The sequence below is a fragment of the Pseudomonas citronellolis genome, assembly GCF_900112375.1.
GTDB classification, from domain to species: domain Bacteria; phylum Pseudomonadota; class Gammaproteobacteria; order Pseudomonadales; family Pseudomonadaceae; genus Pseudomonas; species Pseudomonas citronellolis.
Window position 1 is genome coordinate 57,130 of sequence record NZ_FOLS01000001.1, and the last position, 20,635, is coordinate 77,764.

Annotated in this window: 17 protein-coding genes and 1 pseudogene; 3 read left to right on the forward strand and 15 right to left on the reverse strand. The window is 68.2% G+C overall.

Annotation, left to right across the window (positions count from 1 at the left end; all coding sequences use genetic code 11):
• Positions 1-17 precede the first annotated feature (17 nt).
• Positions 18-947, forward strand: a complete 930-nt coding sequence (locus BM060_RS00260; protein ID WP_074976246.1) for a GGDEF domain-containing protein — start codon at positions 18-20, stop codon at positions 945-947.
• Positions 948-1,224: 277 nt separating this feature from the next.
• On the opposite strand, the pseudogene rluB reads toward BM060_RS00260, so the two are convergent.
• A pseudogene (gene rluB / locus BM060_RS00265) lies at positions 1,225-2,415 on the reverse strand (23S rRNA pseudouridine(2605) synthase RluB); the annotation flags it as partial.
• A 137-nt stretch (positions 2,416-2,552) separates the two neighbouring features.
• Here rluB and BM060_RS00270 point away from each other — a divergent pair.
• Positions 2,553-2,987, forward strand: coding sequence for an NUDIX hydrolase (locus BM060_RS00270; protein ID WP_074976252.1), 435 nt, complete (start codon positions 2,553-2,555; stop codon positions 2,985-2,987).
• Positions 2,988-3,157: 170 nt separating this feature from the next.
• Here BM060_RS00270 and BM060_RS00275 read toward each other — a convergent pair whose 3' ends face one another.
• From BM060_RS00275 to zwf, 3 genes are read right to left on the reverse strand one after another with little or no spacing between them, the layout of a single operon-like run.
• Positions 3,158-3,808, reverse strand: a complete 651-nt coding sequence (locus BM060_RS00275; RefSeq protein ID WP_074976254.1) for a bifunctional 4-hydroxy-2-oxoglutarate aldolase/2-dehydro-3-deoxy-phosphogluconate aldolase — start codon at positions 3,806-3,808, stop codon at positions 3,158-3,160.
• 19 nt (positions 3,809-3,827) lie between these two features.
• A complete protein-coding gene (pgl, locus tag BM060_RS00280) occupies positions 3,828-4,544 on the reverse strand; it encodes a 6-phosphogluconolactonase (RefSeq protein ID WP_074976257.1) in 717 nt (238 codons plus the stop codon).
• Positions 4,531-6,000 (reverse strand): glucose-6-phosphate dehydrogenase, encoded by a 1,470-nt coding sequence (gene zwf / locus BM060_RS00285; protein WP_074976260.1) that lies wholly within the window; start codon positions 5,998-6,000, stop codon positions 4,531-4,533. The genes pgl and zwf overlap by 14 nt, the downstream gene beginning before the upstream one ends.
• A 200-nt stretch (positions 6,001-6,200) precedes the next feature.
• Here zwf and BM060_RS00290 point away from each other — a divergent pair, with 200 nt between their 5' ends.
• A complete protein-coding gene (locus BM060_RS00290; protein ID WP_074976263.1) occupies positions 6,201-7,058 on the forward strand; it encodes a MurR/RpiR family transcriptional regulator in 858 nt (285 codons plus the stop codon).
• Between the two features lie 448 nt (positions 7,059-7,506).
• Here BM060_RS00290 and BM060_RS00295 read toward each other — a convergent pair whose 3' ends face one another.
• The 11 genes from BM060_RS00295 to edd form a co-directional block, all read right to left on the reverse strand.
• Positions 7,507-8,352, reverse strand: coding sequence for a D-hexose-6-phosphate mutarotase (locus tag BM060_RS00295; protein ID WP_009620929.1), 846 nt, complete (start codon positions 8,350-8,352; stop codon positions 7,507-7,509).
• Positions 8,353-8,846: 494 nt separating this feature from the next.
• Positions 8,847-10,202: a carbohydrate porin gene (locus BM060_RS00300; RefSeq protein ID WP_074976265.1), complete on the reverse strand. Its 1,356-nt coding sequence runs from the start codon at positions 10,200-10,202 to the stop codon at positions 8,847-8,849.
• Between the two features lie 36 nt (positions 10,203-10,238).
• Positions 10,239-11,393: an ABC transporter ATP-binding protein gene (locus BM060_RS00305; protein WP_074976267.1), complete on the reverse strand. Its 1,155-nt coding sequence runs from the start codon at positions 11,391-11,393 to the stop codon at positions 10,239-10,241.
• Positions 11,394-11,399: 6 nt separating this feature from the next.
• Positions 11,400-12,239, reverse strand: coding sequence for a carbohydrate ABC transporter permease (locus BM060_RS00310; RefSeq protein WP_058488833.1), 840 nt, complete (start codon positions 12,237-12,239; stop codon positions 11,400-11,402).
• Positions 12,232-13,158, reverse strand: coding sequence for a carbohydrate ABC transporter permease (locus tag BM060_RS00315; protein ID WP_074976269.1), 927 nt, complete (start codon positions 13,156-13,158; stop codon positions 12,232-12,234). The genes BM060_RS00310 and BM060_RS00315 overlap by 8 nt, the downstream gene beginning before the upstream one ends.
• 100 nt (positions 13,159-13,258) lie before the next feature.
• Positions 13,259-14,518, reverse strand: coding sequence for an ABC transporter substrate-binding protein (locus BM060_RS00320; protein ID WP_074976272.1), 1,260 nt, complete (start codon positions 14,516-14,518; stop codon positions 13,259-13,261).
• A 406-nt stretch (positions 14,519-14,924) separates the two neighbouring features.
• Positions 14,925-15,290 carry an endonuclease domain-containing protein gene (locus tag BM060_RS00325; RefSeq protein WP_074976275.1) on the reverse strand — a complete coding sequence of 122 codons (366 nt, stop codon included), beginning with the start codon at positions 15,288-15,290 and terminating at the stop codon, positions 14,925-14,927.
• 170 nt (positions 15,291-15,460) lie between these two features.
• Positions 15,461-16,909, reverse strand: coding sequence for an ATP-binding protein (locus BM060_RS00330; protein ID WP_074976276.1), 1,449 nt, complete (start codon positions 16,907-16,909; stop codon positions 15,461-15,463).
• Complete coding sequence (gene gltR / locus BM060_RS00335) at positions 16,909-17,637, reverse strand: two-component system response regulator GltR (RefSeq protein WP_074976279.1); 729 nt, start codon at positions 17,635-17,637, stop codon at positions 16,909-16,911. Before gltR ends, BM060_RS00330 begins: the two co-directional genes overlap by 1 nt.
• 42 nt (positions 17,638-17,679) lie before the next feature.
• A complete protein-coding gene (locus BM060_RS00340) occupies positions 17,680-18,678 on the reverse strand; it encodes a glucokinase (RefSeq protein ID WP_074976281.1) in 999 nt (332 codons plus the stop codon).
• A gap of 67 nt (positions 18,679-18,745) precedes the next feature.
• On the reverse strand, positions 18,746-20,572 hold the full coding sequence (edd, locus tag BM060_RS00345; RefSeq protein WP_074976283.1) for a phosphogluconate dehydratase: 1,827 nt from the start codon (positions 20,570-20,572) through the stop codon (positions 18,746-18,748).
• Positions 20,573-20,635: the final 63 nt, after the last annotated feature.

A 20,635-nucleotide genomic window follows, 5' to 3' on the forward strand; every position in this document is an offset into this window, starting at 1 on the left:
AGAGGTCGCCACGCGTCATGGCCCCGCCCAAGCAGTCCAACACCATCGATTTCGATACCGCCAAGCTCCAGCGCCTGAGCCAGGTCGAGAGCGGCCGCCCGCGCGGCCGGCGCCCGGCCAGCCTGACGGACGTGCGCCGGCAGCTCGCCGTGCAGCTGCAGACCAGCCTCGAGGCCGAGCGCGTCCTGGGCCTGTTCTTCCAGGAGATCCAGGCGCTGCTGCCGCTGGACTACCTGAGCTACCAGAACGGCAGCGCTGACCTGCGCCTGGAGTTCGGCGAAGCGGCCAGCCACGGCGCCACCTACAACCTCAACCATGCCGGGGAATACCTGGGCGAGCTGGCCTTCCGCCGCCGCCGCCCCTTCGACGAGACCGAACTGGGCCAGCTGGAAAGCCTGATCGCCAGCCTGCTCTACCCGCTGCGCAACGCCCTGCTCTACCGCGCCGCCATCCAGGCCGCCCTGCGCGACGCGCTGACCGGCACCGGCAACCGCATCGCCATGGACCAGGCCCTGGGCCGCGAGGTCGAGCTGGCGCGGCGCAGCCTGCAGCCGCTGTCGGTGCTGATGCTCGACCTGGACCACTTCAAGCGCATCAACGACCAGTACGGCCACAGCCACGGCGACGAAGCCCTGCGCTGCGTGGCCAAGGCGATCAAGGCCAGCCTGCGCAACGTCGACATGGTCTTCCGCTTCGGCGGCGAGGAGTTCCTCGTGCTGCTGTCCAACACGCCGAGCAGCAGCGCCGCCCAGGTCGGCGAGAGGCTGCGGCATGCCATCCAGGAGCTGGCCTTTGCCGTCGATGGCAAACCGGTGCCGCTGTCCGTCAGCCTCGGCTGCGCCACCCTGATCGCCGGCGAGCGCGTCGACGACCTGCTGCACCGGGCCGACGCCGCGCTCTACGCGGCCAAGCGCGACGGCCGCAACCGCCTGGCCTGCGCTGGCTGAGCGGACTTTCCGGAAGACGAAAAAAAGGGCTCCGCGGAGCCCTTTTTTTCATGCCTGACGCTTAGCGCTTGAAGCCCGGGCGCATGCCGTCGCCGGCCGGCTGCGGGCGGCGCTTGTTCAGCGGCTTGCGCGCCACCGGCTTGGACGGGCGCTCGTCACGCTCGGCGCTCGGCTTGGCCGGACGCGAACGCGGCGCCTCGCCGGCCGGGGCCTTGCCACGGCCTTCCGGACGCGGCGCGCGGGCCGGGCGCTCGGAATCCTGACGCGGGCCACGGGCCGGACGGTCGGAGTCCTTGCGCGGGCCGCGGGCCGGACGCTCGGCATCCTGGCGCGGACCACGGGCCGGACGCTCGGAATCCTGACGCGGACCACGGGCCGGACGATCGGAGTCCTTGCGCGGACCACGAACCGGACGATCCGAATCCTGGCGCGGACCGCGAACCGGACGATCGGAGTCCTGGCGCGGACCGCGAGCCGGGCGATCCGAATCCTGACGCGGGCCACGGGCCGGACGCTCGCTGGCGCCCGGACGCGGGCTGCGGCTCGGACGCTCGCCCTCGAAGGACTCCTTGCGCTGACGGTTGCCGCGACCGGCATCCGGGCGCTCGCTGCGCGCCAGCGGCTTGGCCAGCTTGCGCTGCTGGCGTTCGAGCTTGTCCTTGGCCTTGGTGGTCATCTCCGGCAGTTTCACCGGCTTCAGGCCGACCTCTTCGCTGAGGATGTCCAGTTCGCGCTGGTCCATCTCGCGGTAGCGGCCCATGGTCAGCTCGGAGGTGAGGAACACCGGGCCGAAGCGCACGCGCTTCAGGCGGCTCACCACCACGCCCTGGGATTCCCACAGGCGGCGCACTTCGCGGTTGCGGCCTTCCATCACCACCACGTGGTACCAGTGGTTGAAGCCTTCGCCACCGGGCGCCTGCTGGATGTCGCTGAACTTGGCCGGGCCGTCTTCGAGCATCACGCCGGCTTTCAGGCGCTCGATCATCTCTTCGTCGACTTCGCCGCGCACACGCACGGCGTACTCGCGGTCCATCTCGTAGGACGGGTGCATCAGGCGGTTGGCCAACTCGCCGTCGGTGGTGAACAGCAGCAGGCCGGTGGTGTTGATGTCCAGGCGGCCGACGTTGATCCAGCGGCCACTGCGCAGGCGCGGCAGGCGGTCGAACACGGTGGGACGGCCTTCCGGGTCGTCACGGGTGCAGACCTCGCCCTCGGGCTTGTTGTAGATCAGCACGCGGCGCACGTGCTCTTCGGCCTGCTCGCGGCGGATCAGGTGCTCGTCGACGGCGATGGCGTCGTGGCCTTCCACGCGCTGGCCGAGGCTGGCGACCACGCCGTTGACCTTGACCCGGCCTTCCTCGATCCAGGCCTCGACGTCACGGCGCGAGCCGACGCCCAGGCGCGCCAGGACCTTCTGCAGCTTCTCGCCGGCGGGGGAAATTTCGGTGGTTTCGTGCGTGTCGTTCATCTGGGCACCTCCCGGTGTGTCATGCAACGAAGAAAAAGGTCGCGCATCATACGCGCTTGGGCGCGGCAAAGCACCGTCCGTGATCGGGAAAGCCTAGCCGCTTTTGCCATTCGCGCCGCTTTCAGGGGGAAACCGAGTTGAGCGACGAATCCGCCTTCACCGGCGCCAAGCTGGCGCTGTTCCACGACGGCCACCTGGTGGTCTACCGCCGCGACGAAAAGCCCGGCATCCCCTTCCCCGGCTGCTGGGACTTTCCCGGCGGTGGCCGCGAAGGTGCGGAAACCCCGGCCGAATGCGCTTTGCGCGAGCTGGAGGAAGAGTTCGCCATCCGCCTGAGCCAGGAGCGCATCGAGTGGCAGCGCCGCTACCGCGCCACCCACGGCCCGGCGCCCTGGGCCTGGTTCCTGGTGGCGCGGCTGCGGGCGGCGGAGTTCGAAGCCATCCGCTTCGGCGACGAGGGGCAGTATTGGCGGCTGATGGCGGTGGAAGAGTACCTCGGGTTGGATGAGGGGGAAGCGGTGCCCTATCTGCAGGAGCGGTTGCGGGATTATCTGGAAGGCTGCTCGTCGTAGGGCGCATAACGTCTACGGCGTTATCCGCCGAATCGCGGACAGAGTCCGCTCCTACGGTTCAGGGAAGCACGGTCGTAGGAGCGGACTCCGTCCGCGATTGGAATCACCGAGCTCCCCGCCCCCATAAAAAAGCCCGGCACAAGGCCGGGCACGTCCGATCGTGGGACAGCTCAGTGTGATTCGAGCAGCGCCAGGGCCTCGCGCGACAGGCGCTCGACCGCGGCCCAGTCACCGCTGGCGACCGCAGCCTTGGGCAGCATCCAGGTGCCCCCCACGCACATCACGTTGTCCAGGCGGTAGTAGTCGTTCAGGTTGTCCGGCCCTACCCCGCCGGTGGGGCAGAAGCGCACCTCCGGGAAGGGGCCGGCGAAGGCCTTGAGCGCTTCCACGCCGCCGCACACCTTGGCCGGGAACAGCTTGAAACGGCGCAAACCGTGGCGGTAGGCGGCCATGATCTCGGAGGCGGTGGCCACGCCGGGCAGCAGCGGCACCGGGCGGCTCACCGCGTGCTGCAGCAGTTCCTCGGTGCAGCCGGGGGTGACGATGAACTGCGCGCCGGCCTCTTCCGCTTGGCGGAAGGTTTGCGGGTCCAGCACAGTGCCGGCGCCCACGCACAATTCCGGGCGCTGTTCGGCCAGGGTGCGGATGGCGGTCAGGCCCAGCGGGGTGCGCAGGGTCACTTCCAGCACGGTGATGCCGCCGGCGGCCAAGGCGTCGGCCATGGGCAGGATGTCCTGCTCGCGATCGATGGTGATCACCGGCAGGATGCGGGCGCGCTCGGCGAGGGCGTCGATGCGCTGGATGTGGGAATCAAGGCTCATGTTGCGGTAACTCCGTGCCTCAGGGGCACCAGTGGATCGACAGGGGAGCGCGGAGGAAGGCGCTCACCGGCATGCTTGCTTCGTCTTCGGCGGCCAGCGCGGCCCTCAGGGTGGCCAGCTTGGCCTCGCCCTGGATCGCCAGCAGTTGCACCCGCGAGGCGGCCAGCAGCGCACGGCTGAGAGTCAGGCGCTGGTGCGGCACGCTCGGCGCCCAGGCCGGCAGGCAATGGCGCACGCCGGCGGGGTCGAGGGCCTCGGCCAGGCCGGGGCTGGCCGGGAACAGCGAGGCGGTGTGGCCGTCGTCGCCCATGCCCAGCACCAGCACGTCGATCGGCAGGGCCAGCTCGGCGACCTGGCGGTCGGCGATGGCCGCCGTTTCCTCCAGGCTCGGCGCCGAGTGATACAGGCCGCAGAACAGCGCCTTGGCCGCCGCGCCCTTGAGCAGATGGCGGCGCACCAGGCCGGCATTGCTGTCCGGGTGGACTTCCGGCACCCAGCGCTCGTCGGCGAGGGTCACGGTCACCTTGTCCCAATCGAGGACTTCGCCGCTCAGGGCTTCGAGGAACGCCACCGGGCTGCGTCCGCCGGACACCGCCAGCAGCGCGCGGCCGCGCTCGGCGATGGCCCCGCGCAATTGTTCGGCCACATTGGCGGCCAGGCCGCGGGCCTGCGCCACCGGGCTTTCCCAGGCCGTCCAGCGCACGCCGGCCGGCAGTTTCAGATCAATGGTCGCCATACCAGTCCTTCCCGTCTCTCGCGATCAGCGCCACGGCCGCCTGGGGTCCCCAGGTGCCGGCGGCGTAGGGTTTGGGGGCATCGCCCAGGCGTTCCCAGCCGGCGATCAGGTGGTCGCACCACTTCCAGGCGAACTCCACTTCGTCCTTGCGCACGAACAGGTACTGGTTGCCCTGCATCACTTCCAGCAGCAGCCGCTCGTAGGCGTCCGGCACGCGCGCGGCCTGGTACGCCTCGGAGAAGCTCAGCTGCAGCGGCCCGGTGCGCAACTGCATGCCCTTGCCCAGGCCCTGGTCCTTGGTCATCACCTGCAGGGAGATGCCCTCGTCCGGCTGCAGGCGGATGATCAGGCGGTTGCTGATCAGCGAGCGCTGCTCCGGGGCGAAGATGTAGTGCGGCGGGTTCTTGAAGTGGATGACGATCTGCGACAGCTTCTGCGGCATGCGCTTGCCGGTGCGCAGGTAGAACGGCACGCCGGACCAGCGCCAGTTGCGGATGTCCACGCGCAGGGCGACGAAGGTCTCGGCGCCGCTCATGCGGTTGGCGTGTTCCTCTTCCAGGTAGCCGGGCACCGCCTTGCCGTCGATGAAGCCGGCGGTGTACTGGCCGCGCACCACGCGGCTGGCCAGTTGCTCCGGCGGGATCGGCTCCAGGGCGCGCAGCACCTTGACCTTCTCGTCGCGGATGCTGTCGGCGGAGAGGTCGCTGGGCGGGTCCATGGCGATCAGGCAGAGCAGTTGCAGCAGGTGGTTCTGCACCATGTCGCGCAATTGCCCGGCGCGGTCGAAGTAGCCCCAGCGGCCTTCGATGCCGACCTTCTCGGCCACGGTGATCTCCACGTGGGAGATGTGGTTCTGGTTCCACTGCGTCTCGAACAGGCTGTTGGCGAAGCGCAGGGCGATGAGGTTCTGTACTGTTTCCTTGCCCAGGTAGTGGTCGATCCGGTAGATGCGGTTCTCCGGAAAGAACTTCGCCACCGCCTCGTTCACCTCGCGGGAGGACGCCAGGTCGTGGCCGATGGGCTTCTCCAGCACCACCCGGGTGCGTTCGGCCAGGCCGAGGGCGGCGAGGTTCTCGCAGATGCCGCCGTAGACCGCGGCCGGGGTGGCGAAGTAGGCCACCAGCGGCAGGCCGGCCGGCACCGCATCGCGCAACGCCGGGTAGGAAGCGGCGTCGAGGAAGTCCATGCTCAGGTAGCTCAGGCGCTGCTGGAAGCGCGCCCACACGGCGTCGTCCCATTCGCGCGCCGGCACGGCCAGGCGCAGGCGTTTCTCGAGGGTGGCAAGGTGGGCGGCGGGGTCGCCTTCTTCGCGGGCCAGGGCGAGGATGCGGGTGTCGCCGTGGAGCAGGCCTTCACGGTCGAGCTGGTAGAGGGCGGGGATCAGCTTGCGGAGGGCGAGGTCGCCCAGCGCGCCGAACAGCGCCAGGGTGCAAGGCAGAACGCGGACATCAGGCATTTGTTGTTACCAAACAGATTTTGAGGAACATTTGCCGAATACACCGCGCCATTAAGGCAAAAATGTAGTAATTAAACAACATATTTTTCCCAAGGCACGGTCCAGTTGGTCGTCTGCCGACCTGACGTTAGGATAGCGCCGCTGGCCGCAGGCACGTCCCCGGCCGTCGATTGCCCCACAGGGGCCACCAAGGAGAACGGATGAAGAACCTGCTGGAGCAGATCCAGACGCGCCTGGAAGACTTGAACAAGGCCGAACGCAAGGTCGCCGAGGTGATACTGCAGAACCCGCAGCAGGCCACCCGCTTCAGCATCGCCGCGCTGGCCCAGGCCGCGAGCGTCAGCGAGCCGACGGTGAACCGCTTCTGCCGTTCCTTCGGCATGAGCGGCTACCCGGAGCTGAAGATCCAGCTGGCGCAGAGCCTGGCCAGCGGCGCGGCCTTCGTCACCCAGGCGGTGGCCGAGGACGACGGCCCCGAGGCGTACACGCGGAAGATATTCAGCAGCACCATCGCTTCGCTGGACGCCGCCTACAAGCTGATCGACGCACGCGCCGTGGACCGCGCAGTGGACCTACTGATCCAGGCCAGGCAAATCCACTTCTTCGGCCTCGGCGCCTCCAGCTCGGTGGCGCTGGACGCGCAGCACAAGTTCTTCCGCTTCAACCTGGCGGTGTCGGCGCAGAGCGACGTGCTGATGCAGCGGATGATCGCCTCGGTGGCGCACACCGGCGACCTGTTCGTGGTGATCTCCTACACCGGCCGCACCCGCGAGCTGGTGGACGTGGCGCGCCTGGCGCGGGACAACGGCGCCTCGGTGCTCGGCCTGACCGCCGCCGACTCGCCGCTGGCCAAGGTCTGCACCCTGACCCTGGACATCCCGCTGCCGGAAGACACCGACATCTACATGCCGATGACCTCGCGGATCATCCAGCTGACGGTGCTCGACGTGCTGGCCACCGGCGTGACCCTGCGCCGCGGCGTGGACTTCCAGCCGCACCTGCGCAGGATCAAGGAGAGCCTGGTGCCGACGCGGTACCAGTTGGACGAGGAAGACTGACGCCCCGTCGCGGTGATTTCGTAGGAGCGGATTCATACGCGATTTCGGCGCAGGGGATCGACCAATCGCGGATGGAGTCCGCTCCTACGCTGTTTTCTGGGTTCCCGCGTTCACGGGAATGACGGGTTGAGAATCGTGTTTTCCGACGTCATTCCCGCGAACGCGGGAACCCAGAGACTCTGGCGCCCTGCCCGCTCCTACAGTTCCAGGGAGGCACGATCGTAGGAGCGGATTCATCCGCGATTTCGGCGCAGGGGATCGGCCGATCGCGGACGGAGTCCGCTCCTACATGGCAGGAGGAGCACCGTCGTAGGATGGTGTTGAGCGAAGCGATACCCATCACCATGGTTCGATGGGTATCGCAAGCTCAACCCATCCTACGAAGAGCGCCTTGGCGCAGTCGGCAAGACCGTTGTTCCTACGCTCAAGCCCCGTGCAGCGGAAACCGTCAGACCAATCCGGCCTTCAGCCGCAGGCGCATGCGCTCGCCCTGGGCCAGGATCAGGCCGCCGGGGCGGTAGCCGGCGGCGCCGATGCACAGGAAGCGGTCGGCCTCGCCCGGCTCCACCTGCTCCACCGCGCGGCTGCCGGGGTGCCAGATGACGCTGCCGGCGGCGGCGTTCTTGTCGATGCGCAGGCGGCGCTGCCAGCCGGCGTCTTCCAGCACCAGCGCGCCGGTGTTGTACAGCACCTGCTTGACCGCGCCCCGCGGCGTCCAGGTGTTGGGCAGCGGCGCAGCCGGGCGCTGGCCGCCCTCCAGCTCCATGCCGTGGACCACGCTGCGGCGCAGCGAACCGATGCGCCAGTAGGGTTGCAGGGCGAAGCTGAACAGGCAGTCGCTGTCGTCCTCGTGGTAGCTGGACAGTTCCATCTCCAGCTCGCGGCCCAGGCGCGCGTCCAGGCGCACGTGCCAGTCCTCGATGTCCAGCTGCCAGCTCACCTGCACCAGGCTCTCGTCGGCGTGGGCGTCGAGCAGGCGCCATTCGCGCTGGCGGGCCCAGCCGTGGGGCGGCCAGTCGGGCTCGCTGGGGTGGCTGCCGAACCACGGCCAGCACACCGGGATGCCGCCGCGGATGGGCGCCGTGCTCAGCGCCGGCCACTGGCTGGAACACCACAGCATGGAACGCTCGCCCTGGGGCCGGAAGTGCAGCAACTGCGCGCCCTGGCGGCTGAAGACCGCCTGGCACAGGGGGTGATCGATCAGCAGCAGGTCGCGGCGCTGGAAGCGCACCCAGTCGAAGGGGCGCTTGGCACGCATGGAATGGAAGAAGCGCTGCAGCGGATGCTCGAGCATTGTCCGGAGGTCCTGAATCAATCCCTTCCCGGACGCTCCCGGGGCATGACATCTATGTAGTTTTACTACACGTTGGTGAAAAAAGCGCAGATTCTACCTGAAAAGCATAGAACCCCAGTCACATGTCCGGATTTTTTCGTCCGCGGGAGCAATAAGCCCCCGTAGGAGCGAGCTTGCTCGCGAACCGGACCACGAAAGCCGCTGTATTCCCGCGTTCGCGGGAATGACGGGGTAATAGAGGTATCAGCCATGTAGGGCGCATAACGCCTACGGCGTTATCCGCCGTCTAGCCTCGCTGCCCGGCGGCTCCCAGGGTGGCCTGGGCGTTGGCTGTAGCCCCCGGCTGCTCCAAGGTTGACCTGGGCGTTGGCTGTGACCCCGGCGTATCGGCGGATAACCGCGAACGGTTATCCGCCCTACGAACAAAAAACCCGCCCCGGTGATGGCGGGCGGGCCAAGTACAGCAGCACCTCAGGAGCGATTCGATTGGCGCATCAGAAGCTGGACTGGACCTTCAGGCCGGCGACCAGGGCGTTGTCCACCTCGTAGACGCCGCCGGGATGCTTGATGTACTGCAGGTTCGGCCGCACCGTCAGCCAGTTGGTCACGTGCACCCCGTAGTACAGCTCGGCGTCGTATTCGCTGTGCTGCACCGGCTGGAACAGCGGGTTGTCGTAGTCGTCGATGCCGGAGACTGCGTTGAGCTGCTTCTGGTGTTTGGTCACGTCGTCGTTGATGTGGATGCGCGCCACCGCCAGGCCGATGTCGTCCTTCGGCCGGGCATCGAACAGGCCTTTGTAGACCGCGCCCACCTGCTGGTAGTTGTCGATGCTGTTGGTCGCCTGGTCATGCACGGTGAAGTTGGCGAACAGGCTCAGGCCGCGCGCGGCGTCGCCGTTGTGCGCGGTGACCTGCTGCTGCGCCACCACCCACCAGCCGTGCTTGCTGCCGTGGGACTTGAAGGCATTGCCGGTCAGCGCCTGGGGCTGGCCATTGACGTCCTCGTAGACGTCGTCGGCCTTGGCGGTGCTGTAGTAGTAGCCCAGGCGGTATTCGCCCGGCAGTTGCTGCGCCCCCACCTTCGGCGACCACACCAGCTCCACCGGCAGGATGGCGCCCTTGGTGCCGCTGCCGCTGAGCTTGAAGCCGTTGCCGGTCTCCAGGTTCGAGGGGTTCTGCTCGTAGGCGCCGACCTGCACGAAGAACTCGGGGCTGAGGTTGTACTTCACCCGCAGCGCCCACTGCGCCACCGGCCAGTTGTACCAGATGCCGCCGACCCAGTTGCCCACCTGCGAGCCGCAGAAGGCCAGGTTCTGGAAGTCGCAGGGGAAGCTGTTGAAGTCCTCGCCCTCGCCGAACTGGCCGACCTTGATGTCCAGGGCGTCGTCGAGGAAGGTCTGCTTGTACCACATCTGCGTCAGCCGCCAGGTCTGGCCGCGGCCCCAGACTTCCTGCACCGAGCTGAGCTGGCCGGCGCGCGGGTCGCTGAGGCGGTCGTTGGAGAGGTTGTTGCCGCTGCGCTCGGTCACCGTCAGCTGGAACTCCGCGCCGTGCCAGCCGAGGATCTTCTGCAGGTCCAGGTGCGTGCCCAGCGCCCACTGGTCGGTGTAGCGTGCGGTCTTGTCGTCGTTGTAGCCGCCGTGCAGGTTGCCCGCGGCCTCGCCGACGTAGTCCAGCTTGAAGTCGTAGCCCTTCTCCAGCAGCTCGCTGCGGGTGCCGCCCCAATCCCCCAGGCCCCATTTCGAATCGGCGGAGAAGGCCTCATCGGCGCAGGCCAGGCCATTCAGGCCGACGGCGCCCAGGGCGAGCAGGCAGCCCAGGGCGGGCCGGATCTTGTTGTTCTTATGCATTGCTGACGTCCTCGTTGGTGAAATGCCTTGCGGCGTTCAGTGCTTGTGCCGGGCCAGCGGGGTGACCTTGGCCTCCCCCGCCCCGCCCGGTGCCTTGCGCAGGCGCTCGCCGCTGCCCGTGTCGAACAGCAGTACCCGCGCCGGGTCCATGCGCAGTTGCAGGGTCGAGCCCAGGGCCGGCGCGGCGTCCGGGGCCAGGCGGCAGCAGACCTTGGCGCCGTTGAGGGTGACGAAGGCCAGGGTGTCCGGGCCGGTGGGCTCCAGCACCTCGACCTCGGCGCGCACGTCCACCAGGCCGTTGCCGTTCTCGGCCACGCCGATCTGTTCCGGACGCACGCCGAGGATCAGCTCGCGGCCCTCGGCCACTTCGGCGTCCAGCTCCAGCGGCAGCTCGCAGCGGTCCTGGCCGCTGTCCAGCAGGCCGACCAGGCGGCTACCCTGGCGCTGCACGCGCAGCGGGATGAAGTTCATCGGCGGCGAGCCGATGAAGCTGGCGACGAACAGGTTGGCCGGGTCGTTGTAGATCTGCTGCGGGGTGCCGAACTGCTGGACGATGCCGTCCTTCATCACCGCCACCTTGTCGCCGAGGGTCATGGCCTCGATCTGGTCGTGGGTGACGTAGACCGTGGTGGTCTTCAGGCGCTGGTGCATCAGCTTGATTTCGGTGCGCATCTCCACCCGCAGCTTGGCGTCGAGGTTCGACAGCGGCTCGTCGAACAGGTAGATCTTCGGCCGCCGCGCCAGCGCCCGGCCCATGGCCACGCGCTGCTGCTGGCCGCCGGAGAGCTGCGAGGGCTTGCGCTGCAGCAGGTGCTCGATCTGCAGCAGCTTGGCCACCCGCGCCACCTCTTCGTCGATGGCCGCCTGGGGCAGCTTGCGGATCTTCAGGCCGAAGGCGATGTTCTCGCGCACCGTCATGGTCGGGTACAGCGCGTAGGACTGGAACACCATGGCGATGTCGCGGTCCTTCGGGCTCATGCCGCTGATGTCGCGGCCATCCACCAGGATGGCGCCGCCGCTGATGTCCTCCAGGCCGGCGATGCAGTTCATCAGCGTGGACTTGCCGCAGCCGGAGGGGCCGACCAGGATCAGGAACTCGCCGGACTCGATCGCCAGGTCGATGGACTTGAGGGTGTCCGCCAGGCCGCCGCCGTAGGACTTGTGCAGGTTGCGCAGTTCGAGTGTTGCCATGTCCGATTACCCCTTGACCGCGCCGGCGGTCAGGCCGCGCACGAAATACTTTCCAGCCAGTACGTAGACGATCAGCGTCGGCAGCGCGGCGATCATCGCCGCGGCCATGTCGACGTTGTATTCCTTGACCCCGGTGCTGATGTTCACCAGGTTGTTCAGCGCCACCGTGATCGGCTGGGCGTCGCCGCTGGCGAACACCACGCCGAAGAGGAAGTCGTTCCAGATCTGGGTGAACTGCCAGATCAGGCAGACCATGACGATGGGCGTGGACATCGGCAGGAGGATGCGCGTGAAGATGGTGAAGAAGCCGGCGCCGTCGAGTCGCGCGGCCTTCACCAGGGCATCCGGGATGGCCACGAAGTAGTTGCGGAAGAACAGCGTGGTGAAGGCCAGCCCGTAGATGCAGTGGACCATCACCAGGCCGGTGGTGGTGTTGGCCAGGCCGAGCTTGCCGAGGGTGAAGGACATCGGCAGGAGGATCACCTGGAACGGCAGGAAGCAGCCGAACAGCAGCGCGCCGAAGAACAGCTGCGAGCCGCGGAAGCGCCACATGGACAGCACGTAGCCGTTCAGCGCGCCGATGAAGGTGGAGATCAGCACGCCGGGCACCGTGATGCGAACCGAGTTCCAGAAGAAGTCGCCCACCGCGCCCCAGGCCTTCACCCAACCGATCAGGGTGAACACCTCCGGCAGCGCCAGCAGGTTGCTGTTGCGGATGTCCTCGGGGCTCTTGAAGCTGGTCAGCAGCATCACCAGCAGCGGGATCAGGTACAGCGCCACGGCGCCCCAGAGGGTGGCGTGGACCGCCAGGCGGCCGAGGCTCGGCTTGAAGGTCGCGTCACGCATGGCGCTTGCCTCGCAGTTCGGAATACAGGTAGGGCACGACGATGGCCAGCACCGCACCGAGCATCAGCATCGCGCTCGCCGCGCCCAGGCCCATCTGGCCGCGGGTGAAGGTGTGGGCGTACATGAACATCGCCGGCAGGTCGGAGGAGTAGCCGGGGCCGCCGGCGGTCATGGCGGCGACCAGGTCGAAGCTCTTGATGGCGATGTGCGCGAGGATCATCAGCGCGCTGAAGAACACCGGGCGCAGGCTCGGCAGGACGATGCGCAGGTAGATGGTCGGCAGGCTCGCGCCGTCCACCTGGGCGGCGCGCACGATGGCCGGGTCGACGCCGCGCAGGCCGGCGAGGAACAGCGCCATGACGAAGCCCGAGGCCTGCCACACGGCGGCGATCACCAGGCAGTAGACGACGCGCTGCGGGTCCACCAGCCAGTCGAAGCGAAAGCCCGTCCAGCCCCAGTCGCGCAGCAGCTTGTCCAGGCCCAGGCCGGGGTTGAGCAGCCACTTCCAGGCGGTGCCGGTGACGATCATCGACAGCGCCATCGGGTACAGGTAGACGGTGCGGATGAAGCCCTCGCGGCGGATGCGCTGGTCCAGCAGCACGGCGAGGAACACCCCGAGCAGCAGGCAGATGACGATGAACAGGCCGCCGAACAGCAGCAGGTTGCGGCTGGCCACCCACCAGCGGTCGTTGTCCCACAGGCGCAGGTACTGGCCGAGCCCGGCCCAGCTGTAGCTGGGCATGAAGCGCGAGTTGGTGAAGGACAGCAGCAGCGTCCAGCCGATGTAGCCGTACACGCAGACCAGCACCACGAGCATGCTCGGGGCCAGCACCAGTTTCGGCAGCCAGCGCTGCAGGCCGTCGAGCAGCAAGGCGCGCGGGGCCGCCGCGGGGGTGAAGGTGGGGTTTTCTGTCGCCATGGGTCTTCCCGGGTGCGAGTGAAGCCGTCCGGGCCATGGCGATGGCCCGGAGTGGGTCGGCTGGGAGTGGGGCGGCGCCTGGCGGAAGGCGCCGCGCGGCTTACTGCGCCGCCGCCTCGATGGCCGCGTAGAGCTGCTGGGCAGCCTTCTGCGGGTCCGCGGCGGGGTCGTTGAAGAAGTTGGTCACCACATCGAAGATGGCGCCCTGCACGTAGCTGGAGGCAGCCATGCTGTGGGCCATGCTCGGCACCAGGGTGCCGGCCGCGGAGGCCGCCTTGAAGTCCTTCATCGACTGCTGGGCGCAGGCGTCGAAGGGCGCCATGTCGGCGTCCAGGCGCACCGGGATGGAGCCCTTGGCCAGGTTGAAGTCCTTCTGGAACGCCGGGTCGAGCACCGCGCGGGCCAGGTCTTCCTGGGCCTTGCGGTTCTCGGCGTTGCTCAGCTTGAACATCACCAGGGAGTCGATGTTGTAGTCGAAGTCCTTCTGCGTGCCGGGGAACGGCAGGCACTGGTAGTCCTTGCCGGCGACCTTGTTGGCGGCGGTGAACTCGCTCTTGGCCCAGTCGCCCATGATCTGCATGCCGGCCTTGCCGTTGATGACCATGCCGGTGGCGACGTTCCACTCGCGCCCGGCGGCGTCGGCGTCGATGTAGCCGCGCAGTTTCTTCAGCGCGCTGAACACCTCGACCATCTGCGGCCCGGTGAGGGTGGCCTTGTCCTGCTCGACGAAGGCCTTGCGGTAGCCGTCCGGGCCCATCTTGCTGAGCACCAGGTTCTCGAACAGGGTGCCGTCCTGCCACGGCTGGCTGCCGTGGGCCAGGGCCACGAAGCCGGCGGCCTTGAGCTTGTCGGCGGCGGCGAAGAACTCGTCGAGGGTGGTCGGCGGCGTGGCGCCGGCCTTCTTGAAGACCTCGGGGTTGATGTACAGCCAGTTCACCCGGTGCACGTTGACCGGCACGGCGACGTAGTCGCCCTGGTACTTCATGACCTGCGCCACCTGCGGCGGCAGCAGCTGGTCCCACTTGCCCTCGGCGGCGACCTGGTTGAGGTCGGCGAGCAGGCCGAGCTGGCCCCACTCCTGGATGTCCGGCCCCTTGATCTGCGCGGCGGCCGGCGGGTTGCCGGACACGGCGCGGGTCTTCAGCACGGTCATGGCGGCCTCCCCACCGCCGCCGGCGACGGCGAAGTCTTTCCAGGTGTGGCCCTTGGCCTGGACGAGTTTCTTCAGGGTTTCGGCGGCGCGCGCCTCGCCGGGGGAAGTCCACCAGTGCAGGACTTCGACTTCGCCGGCGTGGGCCGGGGTGGCGAGATAAAGCGAGGAAAGACAGACAGCGGCGGAAAGGCGGCGGAGCGCATTCATGGGGGAGGACCTGTTCTTGTTATTCGGGGCAAGTCTGCGCTTGCGGTAGTCCGAGTCTATCCAAGGCATTTCCTGCTCCGGGTAACGAAGGGATGGTGGATTGTCACGGGGTGGTGACATTTGGGGTGGCTGGGTTGGGGTTGATTTGAAGAGCCAAGAGCCCCTCTCCCTAACCCTCTCCCTGAAGGGAGAGGGGACTGGTTCTGAGTGGCTATATGTCCTGAGTCATCCTGATAGTCGAATGTTGCCGGCGAGCGCCATCGCCTCGCTTCACTCCGAACTGCCCCCTCTCCCGTCAAGGAGAGGGGCTGGTCCTGAGGGGCTATATGTTCGGCGTCATCCTGATAGCAAGATGTTGCCGGCTAACTCCATGATTGCAGCCCGCGCCGAACGGCCCCCTCTCCCTTCAGGGAGAGGGCTGGGGAGAGGGTTGCGAACTCGAATCGAGCGCCAGGCGTATCGCCTCCAGCACCGAATCCATCTTCAACAGCACGTCATGGTTCCAGAACCGTAGCACCTGGAAACCTCGGGCGCAGAGCCAGGCGTCCCGCTCCAGATCGGTAGCAGAGCCCAGGTGCTGGCCGCCGTCCAGTTCGATCACCAGCATTCTTTCCAGGCAGATGAAGTCGACTATGTAGTGGCCCACGACCTTCTGGCGCTTGAACTTCAGCTCCATGAAGCGGTGGCCGCGGAGTCGTTGCCACAGGGCTCGTTCGGCGTCGGTCTGGTCCTTGCGGAGTTGGCGGGAGAAGTCGCGGTATGAGGGGGACATCCTTGATCTCCTTTTTTGTGAGATCAGGGAAGTTACTAGGCTCGGGTTGAAGAGCCCCTCTCCCCAGCCCTCGGCTGCGCGCCCCGCCCTGAAGGGAGAGGGGGCTGTCCTCTGCGAGATGGAATTACGGAGTACGCCGGCAATATCGGAGTCGGAAAGAAGAACCGTCCTTATTCCACAACCAACCTAGGCAACCGCAAGGTCACCCTCAGCCCCCCTTCCCGCCTGTTCTGCAAACTCACCTCCCCACCATGGGTATGCGCGATATTCCTCGCAATCCCCAACCCCAACCCATACCCCTGCCCCCGCTGCGACAGGCGCACCCGCGGTTCGAACACCTGCTCCAGACGCTGCTCCGGCACCCCGGGCCCCTCGTCGTCGACGTGCACGAGCAGCGCTTCCGGGCCGTCCTCGACCTGCAGTTGCGCGCGTTCGCCGTACTTCAGGGCGTTGTCCAGCAGGTTGCCGATGCAGCGGCGCAGGGCCAGGGGCTTGCCGGGATAGGGTTCGCCCGCCTCCCCCACCAGCTTCACGCGGCCGTCGGCCAGGTAGGGGCCGGCGACGTGCTGTAGCAGCTGGTTGACGTCCACCGGCTCGATGTTCTCGTGGATGTCGGTGTCCTTCACGCATTGCAGGGCGCCCTTGACCAGCAGTTCCAGCTCGTCGAGGTCCTGGTTGAGCTTGTCGCGCTGCGGCTCGTCGTCGAGCAGTTCGACGCGCAGGCGCAGGCGGGTGATGGGCGTGCGCAGGTCGTGGGAGATGGCGCTGAACAGCTGGCCGCGCTCGCTGAGGTAGCGGTCGATGCTCTCGCGCATGGTGTTGAAGGCGCGGCTGACTTCCACCAGCTCGCGGGCGCCGCGCTCTTCCAGCGGCGCCGCCGGGCTGCCCAGGGCGACTTCGCGGGCGGCGCGGGCCAGGCGCTTGAGCGGGCGGCTCTGCTGGTGCACCAGCAGGCCGGCGAAGAGCAGCAGCAACAGGCTGGTCAGGCCGATGGAGAGCAGTTGCTGCGGCTGCAGCGCCTCCGGCTCCAGGCTGACGTAGGGCGCCGGCATCAGGCTGGCGATGTAGAGCCATTCGTTCTCGCCGATGCGGATCTGCGTCACCAGCACCGGCGGGTTCACCGGCTCCAGGGTCAGCGCGTAGTGGGCCCAGGAGCGCGGCAGCTCCTCCAGCTTCAGCTGGCTGTTGAACAGGCGCAGGTCGTCCGGGGCGACGAACTCCACTTCCAGCTCCACGTCCTTGCCCAGCTTCTGCTGCAGCACGTCGCGGACGATGTCCAGCACCGCCTGCTTGTTCGGCGTGTCCGGCAGGCTCTGCATCTGCAGCGGGCGCTCGTTGAGCGAGACGAAGAAGCGCGTGCCGCCCATGCTGCGCAGTTGGTCCAGCACCAGCGGGCGGTAGCCGATGGGCAGCGAGCGGAAGTAGCTGACGCTCGCGGCCATGGAATAGGCCAGGCTGCGCGAGCTGGTGAGCAGGCCCTCGCGCTGGCTGGAGCGCAGGTGCGAGAGCCAGAACAGGCTGGACAGGCCCTGGGCGACGAGGATCGCCAGCAGCGTCAGCAGCAGCATGCGCCCCAGCAGCGAACGCGGGACCAGCGGCCAGCGCCGCCGCTCGCCCATCACAGCCCCAGGTGCGGGCGGACCTGCGCCGCCAGCAGGTAGCCGCTGCCGCGCACGGTCTGGATCAGCCGCGGCGCCTTGCCGGTGTCGCGCAGGCGCTGGCGCAGGCGGCTGACCGCCATGTCGACGATGCGCTCCAGCGGCAGCACCTCGCGGCCACGGGTAGCGTTGGCGATGGTGTCGCGGTCGAGGATCTGCTGCGGGTGGTCGAGGAACAGCTTGAGCAGGGCGAAGTCGGCGCCGCTGAGGAAGAACTCCTCGCCGTCCTCGTGGAACAGCCGGTGGCTGACCGTGTCCAGGCGCCAGTCGTCGAAGGCCAGCACCTCGCCGCCGCGCACCTGGGTGAACTGCGCGCGGCGCAGCAGGGCCTTGATCCGCGCCAGCAGCTCTCGCGGGCTGAAGGGCTTGCCCAGGTAGTCGTCGGCGCCCAGCTCCAGGCCGATCACCCGGTCGGTTTCGTCGGAGCTGGCGGTGAGCATGATCACCGGCATGCAGGCCAGGCGCTGGTGCGAGCGGATCCAGCGGCACAGGCTGAAGCCGTCCTCGTCGGGCAGCATCACGTCGAGGATGGCCAGGGCGGCCTCCTCTTCCAGCAAGGCCTGGCGGAAGGCCGCGCCGTCGGCGGCGCTGCGCACCTGGAAGCCGGCGCGGCTCAGGTAGGTTTCCAGCAGCTCGCGGATTTCCTGGTCGTCATCCACCAGCAGGATGGATTTGGCGGGTGCGTTCACGGGGCATCCCTTGTTGTTGTTCTAGTGGTTGCCGTTGGTCGTTCAGGCTTTTGCCAGCAGCGCCTGCTCCAGGGCCACGCCGGCGCCGAACAGGCCCGGATGGCTGGCGGTCATCACCCACACCGGCACCTGGCTCAGGTAGGGGCCGCTGGTCTTGCCGCGGGTGCAGAAGGCCTCGGCGAAGCCGCTGCGCTGGAAGCGTTCGAGGAAGCGCGGGACTATGCCGCCGGTGATGTACACGCCGCCCAGGGCGCCGACCGTCATCACGGCGTTGCCGGCGACCCGCGCCAGCCACACGAAGAAGTGCTCCAGCACCGCGTCGCAGTAGGCGTCGCCAGCCAGGGCGCGCTCGCCGATCTGCGCCGCGGAGAGCGCCAGCGGCTCGATGCCGTCGACCTTGCAGCTGGCCTGGTAGATGTTCTCCAGGCCGCTGCCGGACAGCGCGCGCTCGGCCGAGACGTGGCCGTACTTCTCGCGCAGTTGCTGCCAGATGGCGAAGTCGCGCTCGCCGGTCACCGGCAGGTCGACGTGGCCGCCCTCGCAGGGCAGCACGTCCCAGCCGCCGCCGGGCAGCGGCACCAGGCTGCCGACGCCCAGGCCGGTGCCGGGGCCGATGATCAGCTTGGCGCGGCCCGGCAGGGCCTGGCCGTCGCGCACCTGCACCAGGTCCTCGCCGCCCAGGCGCGAAGCGGCCCAGGCCATGGTGCTGAAGTCGTTGACCAGCAGCAGGTGGTTCAGGCCCAGCTCGGCGCGGAAGGCCTCGCGCCTGATGACCCAGTGGTTGTTGGTGAAGCGGAAGTCGGCATCGCCCACGGGACCTGCGCAGGCCAGGCAGACGCTATGGATGGCGCCGAGCGGCTGGCCGACGCGCTGCAGGTACTCCAGCACGGCGTCTTCCGGGCGCGGGTAGTCGGCGCAGGCCAGCACCTCGATGGCCTCCAGGCGCTGCTCGCGCCAGAGGGCGAAGCGGGCGTTGGTCCCGCCGATGTCGCCGACCAGCGCGATGCCGGTCGGTGCTTGGGATTTGTTGTTGGAATTCATCGCAAGCTCGGGCAACTGAAAGGTTTGAGCGGGTTCCGGGAGGCGAATGCTCCGCCAAGCATAGCCCCTACCGCAAGCTGTCCAGCTCGGCGGTGAAGGCGCAGGCGCCCTGCTCCGCGGAACTGAACGACTGGCGCATGAAGGCGAACAGCTCGCGGCCCATGCCGCTGCCGTCGTCCTCGGGCAGCGGCGCCAGCGGGCGGGCCTGCCATTCGGCGGCGTCGACCAGCACGCGCAGCTCGCCGGTGGTGCCGTCGACGCGCACCACATCGCCGTCGCGCAGGCGCGCCAGCGGGCCGCCGGCGCTGGCTTCCGGGGACACGTGGATGGCCGCCGGCACCTTGCCGGAGGCGCCGGACATGCGCCCGTCGGTGACCAGCGCCACCTTGAAGCCGCGGTCCTGCAGCACGCCGAGGAAGGGCGTGAGCTTGTGCAGCTCGGGCATGCCGTTGAAGCGCGGGCCCTGGAAGCGCACCACGGCGACCAGGTCGCGCTCCAGCTCGCCGGCCTTGAAGGCCGCGGCCAGGCTGGCCTGGTCGTGGAAGATGCGCACCGGCGCCTCGACCACCTGGTGTTCGGCGGCCACGGCGGAAACCTTCATCACGCCGCGGCCGAGGTTGCCTTCCATCAGGCGCAGGCCGCCCTCGGCGGAGAACGGGCGCGACAGCGGGCGCAGGATGTCCTCGTCCAGGCTGTCGGCCGGGCCCTCGCGCCAGACCAGCTTGCCGCCGTCGAGGAAGGGTTCCTCCAGGTAGCGGCGCAGGCCCTTGCCGACCACAGTCTGCACGTCTTCGTGGAGCAGCCCGCCGTCGAGCAGCTGGCGGATCAGGAAGGACATGCCGCCGGCGGCCTGGAAGTGGTTGATGTCGGCCTGGCCGTTGGGATAGATGCGCGCCAGCAGCGGCACCACCTCGGAGAGCTCGGCCATGTCCTGCCAGGTCAGCTGGATGCCCGCGGCCTGGGCGATGGCCAGCAGGTGCAGGGTGTGGTTGGTGGAGCCGCCGGTGGCCAGCAGGGCCACCACCGAGTTGACGATGGCGCGCTCGTCGATGACCTCGGCCATGGGCGCGTACTGGCCGTTCTCCGGGGTCAGGCGGCTGGCCTGGCGCGCGGCCTCGCGGGTCAGCTCGTCGCGCAGCGGGGTGTTCGGGTTGACGAAGGAGGCGCCCGGCAGGTGCAGGCCCATCACTTCCACCAGCAGCTGGTTGGTGTTGGCGGTGCCATAGAAGGTGCAGGTGCCCGGTGCGTGGTAGGAGGCCATCTCCGAGACCAGCAGTTCCTCGCGGCTGGCCTTGCCTTCGGCGTAGAGCTGGCGCACCGCGGCCTTCTCCTTGTTGGAGATGCCGGTGGGCATGGGCCCGGCGGGGACGAACACCACCGGCAGGTGGCCGAAGCGCAGCGCGCCGATCAGCAGGCCGGGAACGATCTTGTCGCACACGCCCAGGCACAGCGCGGCGTCGAACATGTTGTGGGACAGCGCGATGGCGGTGCCCATGGCGATCACGTCGCGGCTGGCCAGAGACAGCTCCATGCCCGGCTCGCCCTGGGTCACGCCGTCGCACATGGCCGGCACGCCGCCGGCGAACTGGCCCACCGAGCCGATCTCGCGCAGGGCGTCCTTGATCAGCGCCGGGAAGCGTTCCAGCGGCTGGTGCGCCGAGAGCATATCGTTATAGGCAGAGACGATGCCGACGTTGGCCTGGTTCATCAGGCGCAGCGCCTGCTTGTCGTGCTCGCCGCAGGCGGCCACGCCGTGGGCCAGGTTGCCGCAGGGCAGCGTGCCGCGGTGCGGGCCCTTGGTGGCGGCGGCCTTGACCATGGCGAGGTAGCGCTGGCGGGTGGCGGCGCTGCGTTCCTGGATGCGACGGGTGACTTCGAGCACGCGCGGGTGCATGGCAGCATTCTCCTGCAGACTAACGATTGTTGTTTTTACAACATAATCATCGGTTAAAGGATA

Bases quoted from the DNA above. Each gene is read 5' to 3' on its own strand.
- BM060_RS00260 (WP_074976246.1), top strand. From the start codon at position 18: ATGGCCCCGCCCAAGCAGTCCAACACCATCGATTTCGATACCGCCAAG.
- BM060_RS00275 (WP_074976254.1), bottom strand. From the start codon at position 3,808: ATGAGCCTTGATTCCCACATCCAGCGCATCGACGCCCTCGCCGAGCGC.
- pgl (WP_074976257.1), bottom strand. From the start codon at position 4,544: ATGGCGACCATTGATCTGAAACTGCCGGCCGGCGTGCGCTGGACGGCC.
- zwf (WP_074976260.1), bottom strand. From the start codon at position 6,000: ATGCCTGATGTCCGCGTTCTGCCTTGCACCCTGGCGCTGTTCGGCGCG.
- BM060_RS00290 (WP_074976263.1), top strand. From the start codon at position 6,201: ATGAAGAACCTGCTGGAGCAGATCCAGACGCGCCTGGAAGACTTGAAC.
- BM060_RS00295 (WP_009620929.1), bottom strand. From the start codon at position 8,352: ATGCTCGAGCATCCGCTGCAGCGCTTCTTCCATTCCATGCGTGCCAAG.
- BM060_RS00300 (WP_074976265.1), bottom strand. From the start codon at position 10,202: ATGCATAAGAACAACAAGATCCGGCCCGCCCTGGGCTGCCTGCTCGCC.
- BM060_RS00305 (WP_074976267.1), bottom strand. From the start codon at position 11,393: ATGGCAACACTCGAACTGCGCAACCTGCACAAGTCCTACGGCGGCGGC.
- BM060_RS00310 (WP_058488833.1), bottom strand. From the start codon at position 12,239: ATGCGTGACGCGACCTTCAAGCCGAGCCTCGGCCGCCTGGCGGTCCAC.
- BM060_RS00315 (WP_074976269.1), bottom strand. From the start codon at position 13,158: ATGGCGACAGAAAACCCCACCTTCACCCCCGCGGCGGCCCCGCGCGCC.
- BM060_RS00320 (WP_074976272.1), bottom strand. From the start codon at position 14,518: ATGAATGCGCTCCGCCGCCTTTCCGCCGCTGTCTGTCTTTCCTCGCTT.
- BM060_RS00325 (WP_074976275.1), bottom strand. From the start codon at position 15,290: ATGTCCCCCTCATACCGCGACTTCTCCCGCCAACTCCGCAAGGACCAG.
- BM060_RS00330 (WP_074976276.1), bottom strand. From the start codon at position 16,909: ATGGGCGAGCGGCGGCGCTGGCCGCTGGTCCCGCGTTCGCTGCTGGGG.
- BM060_RS00340 (WP_074976281.1), bottom strand. From the start codon at position 18,678: ATGAATTCCAACAACAAATCCCAAGCACCGACCGGCATCGCGCTGGTC.
- edd (WP_074976283.1), bottom strand. From the start codon at position 20,572: ATGCACCCGCGCGTGCTCGAAGTCACCCGTCGCATCCAGGAACGCAGC.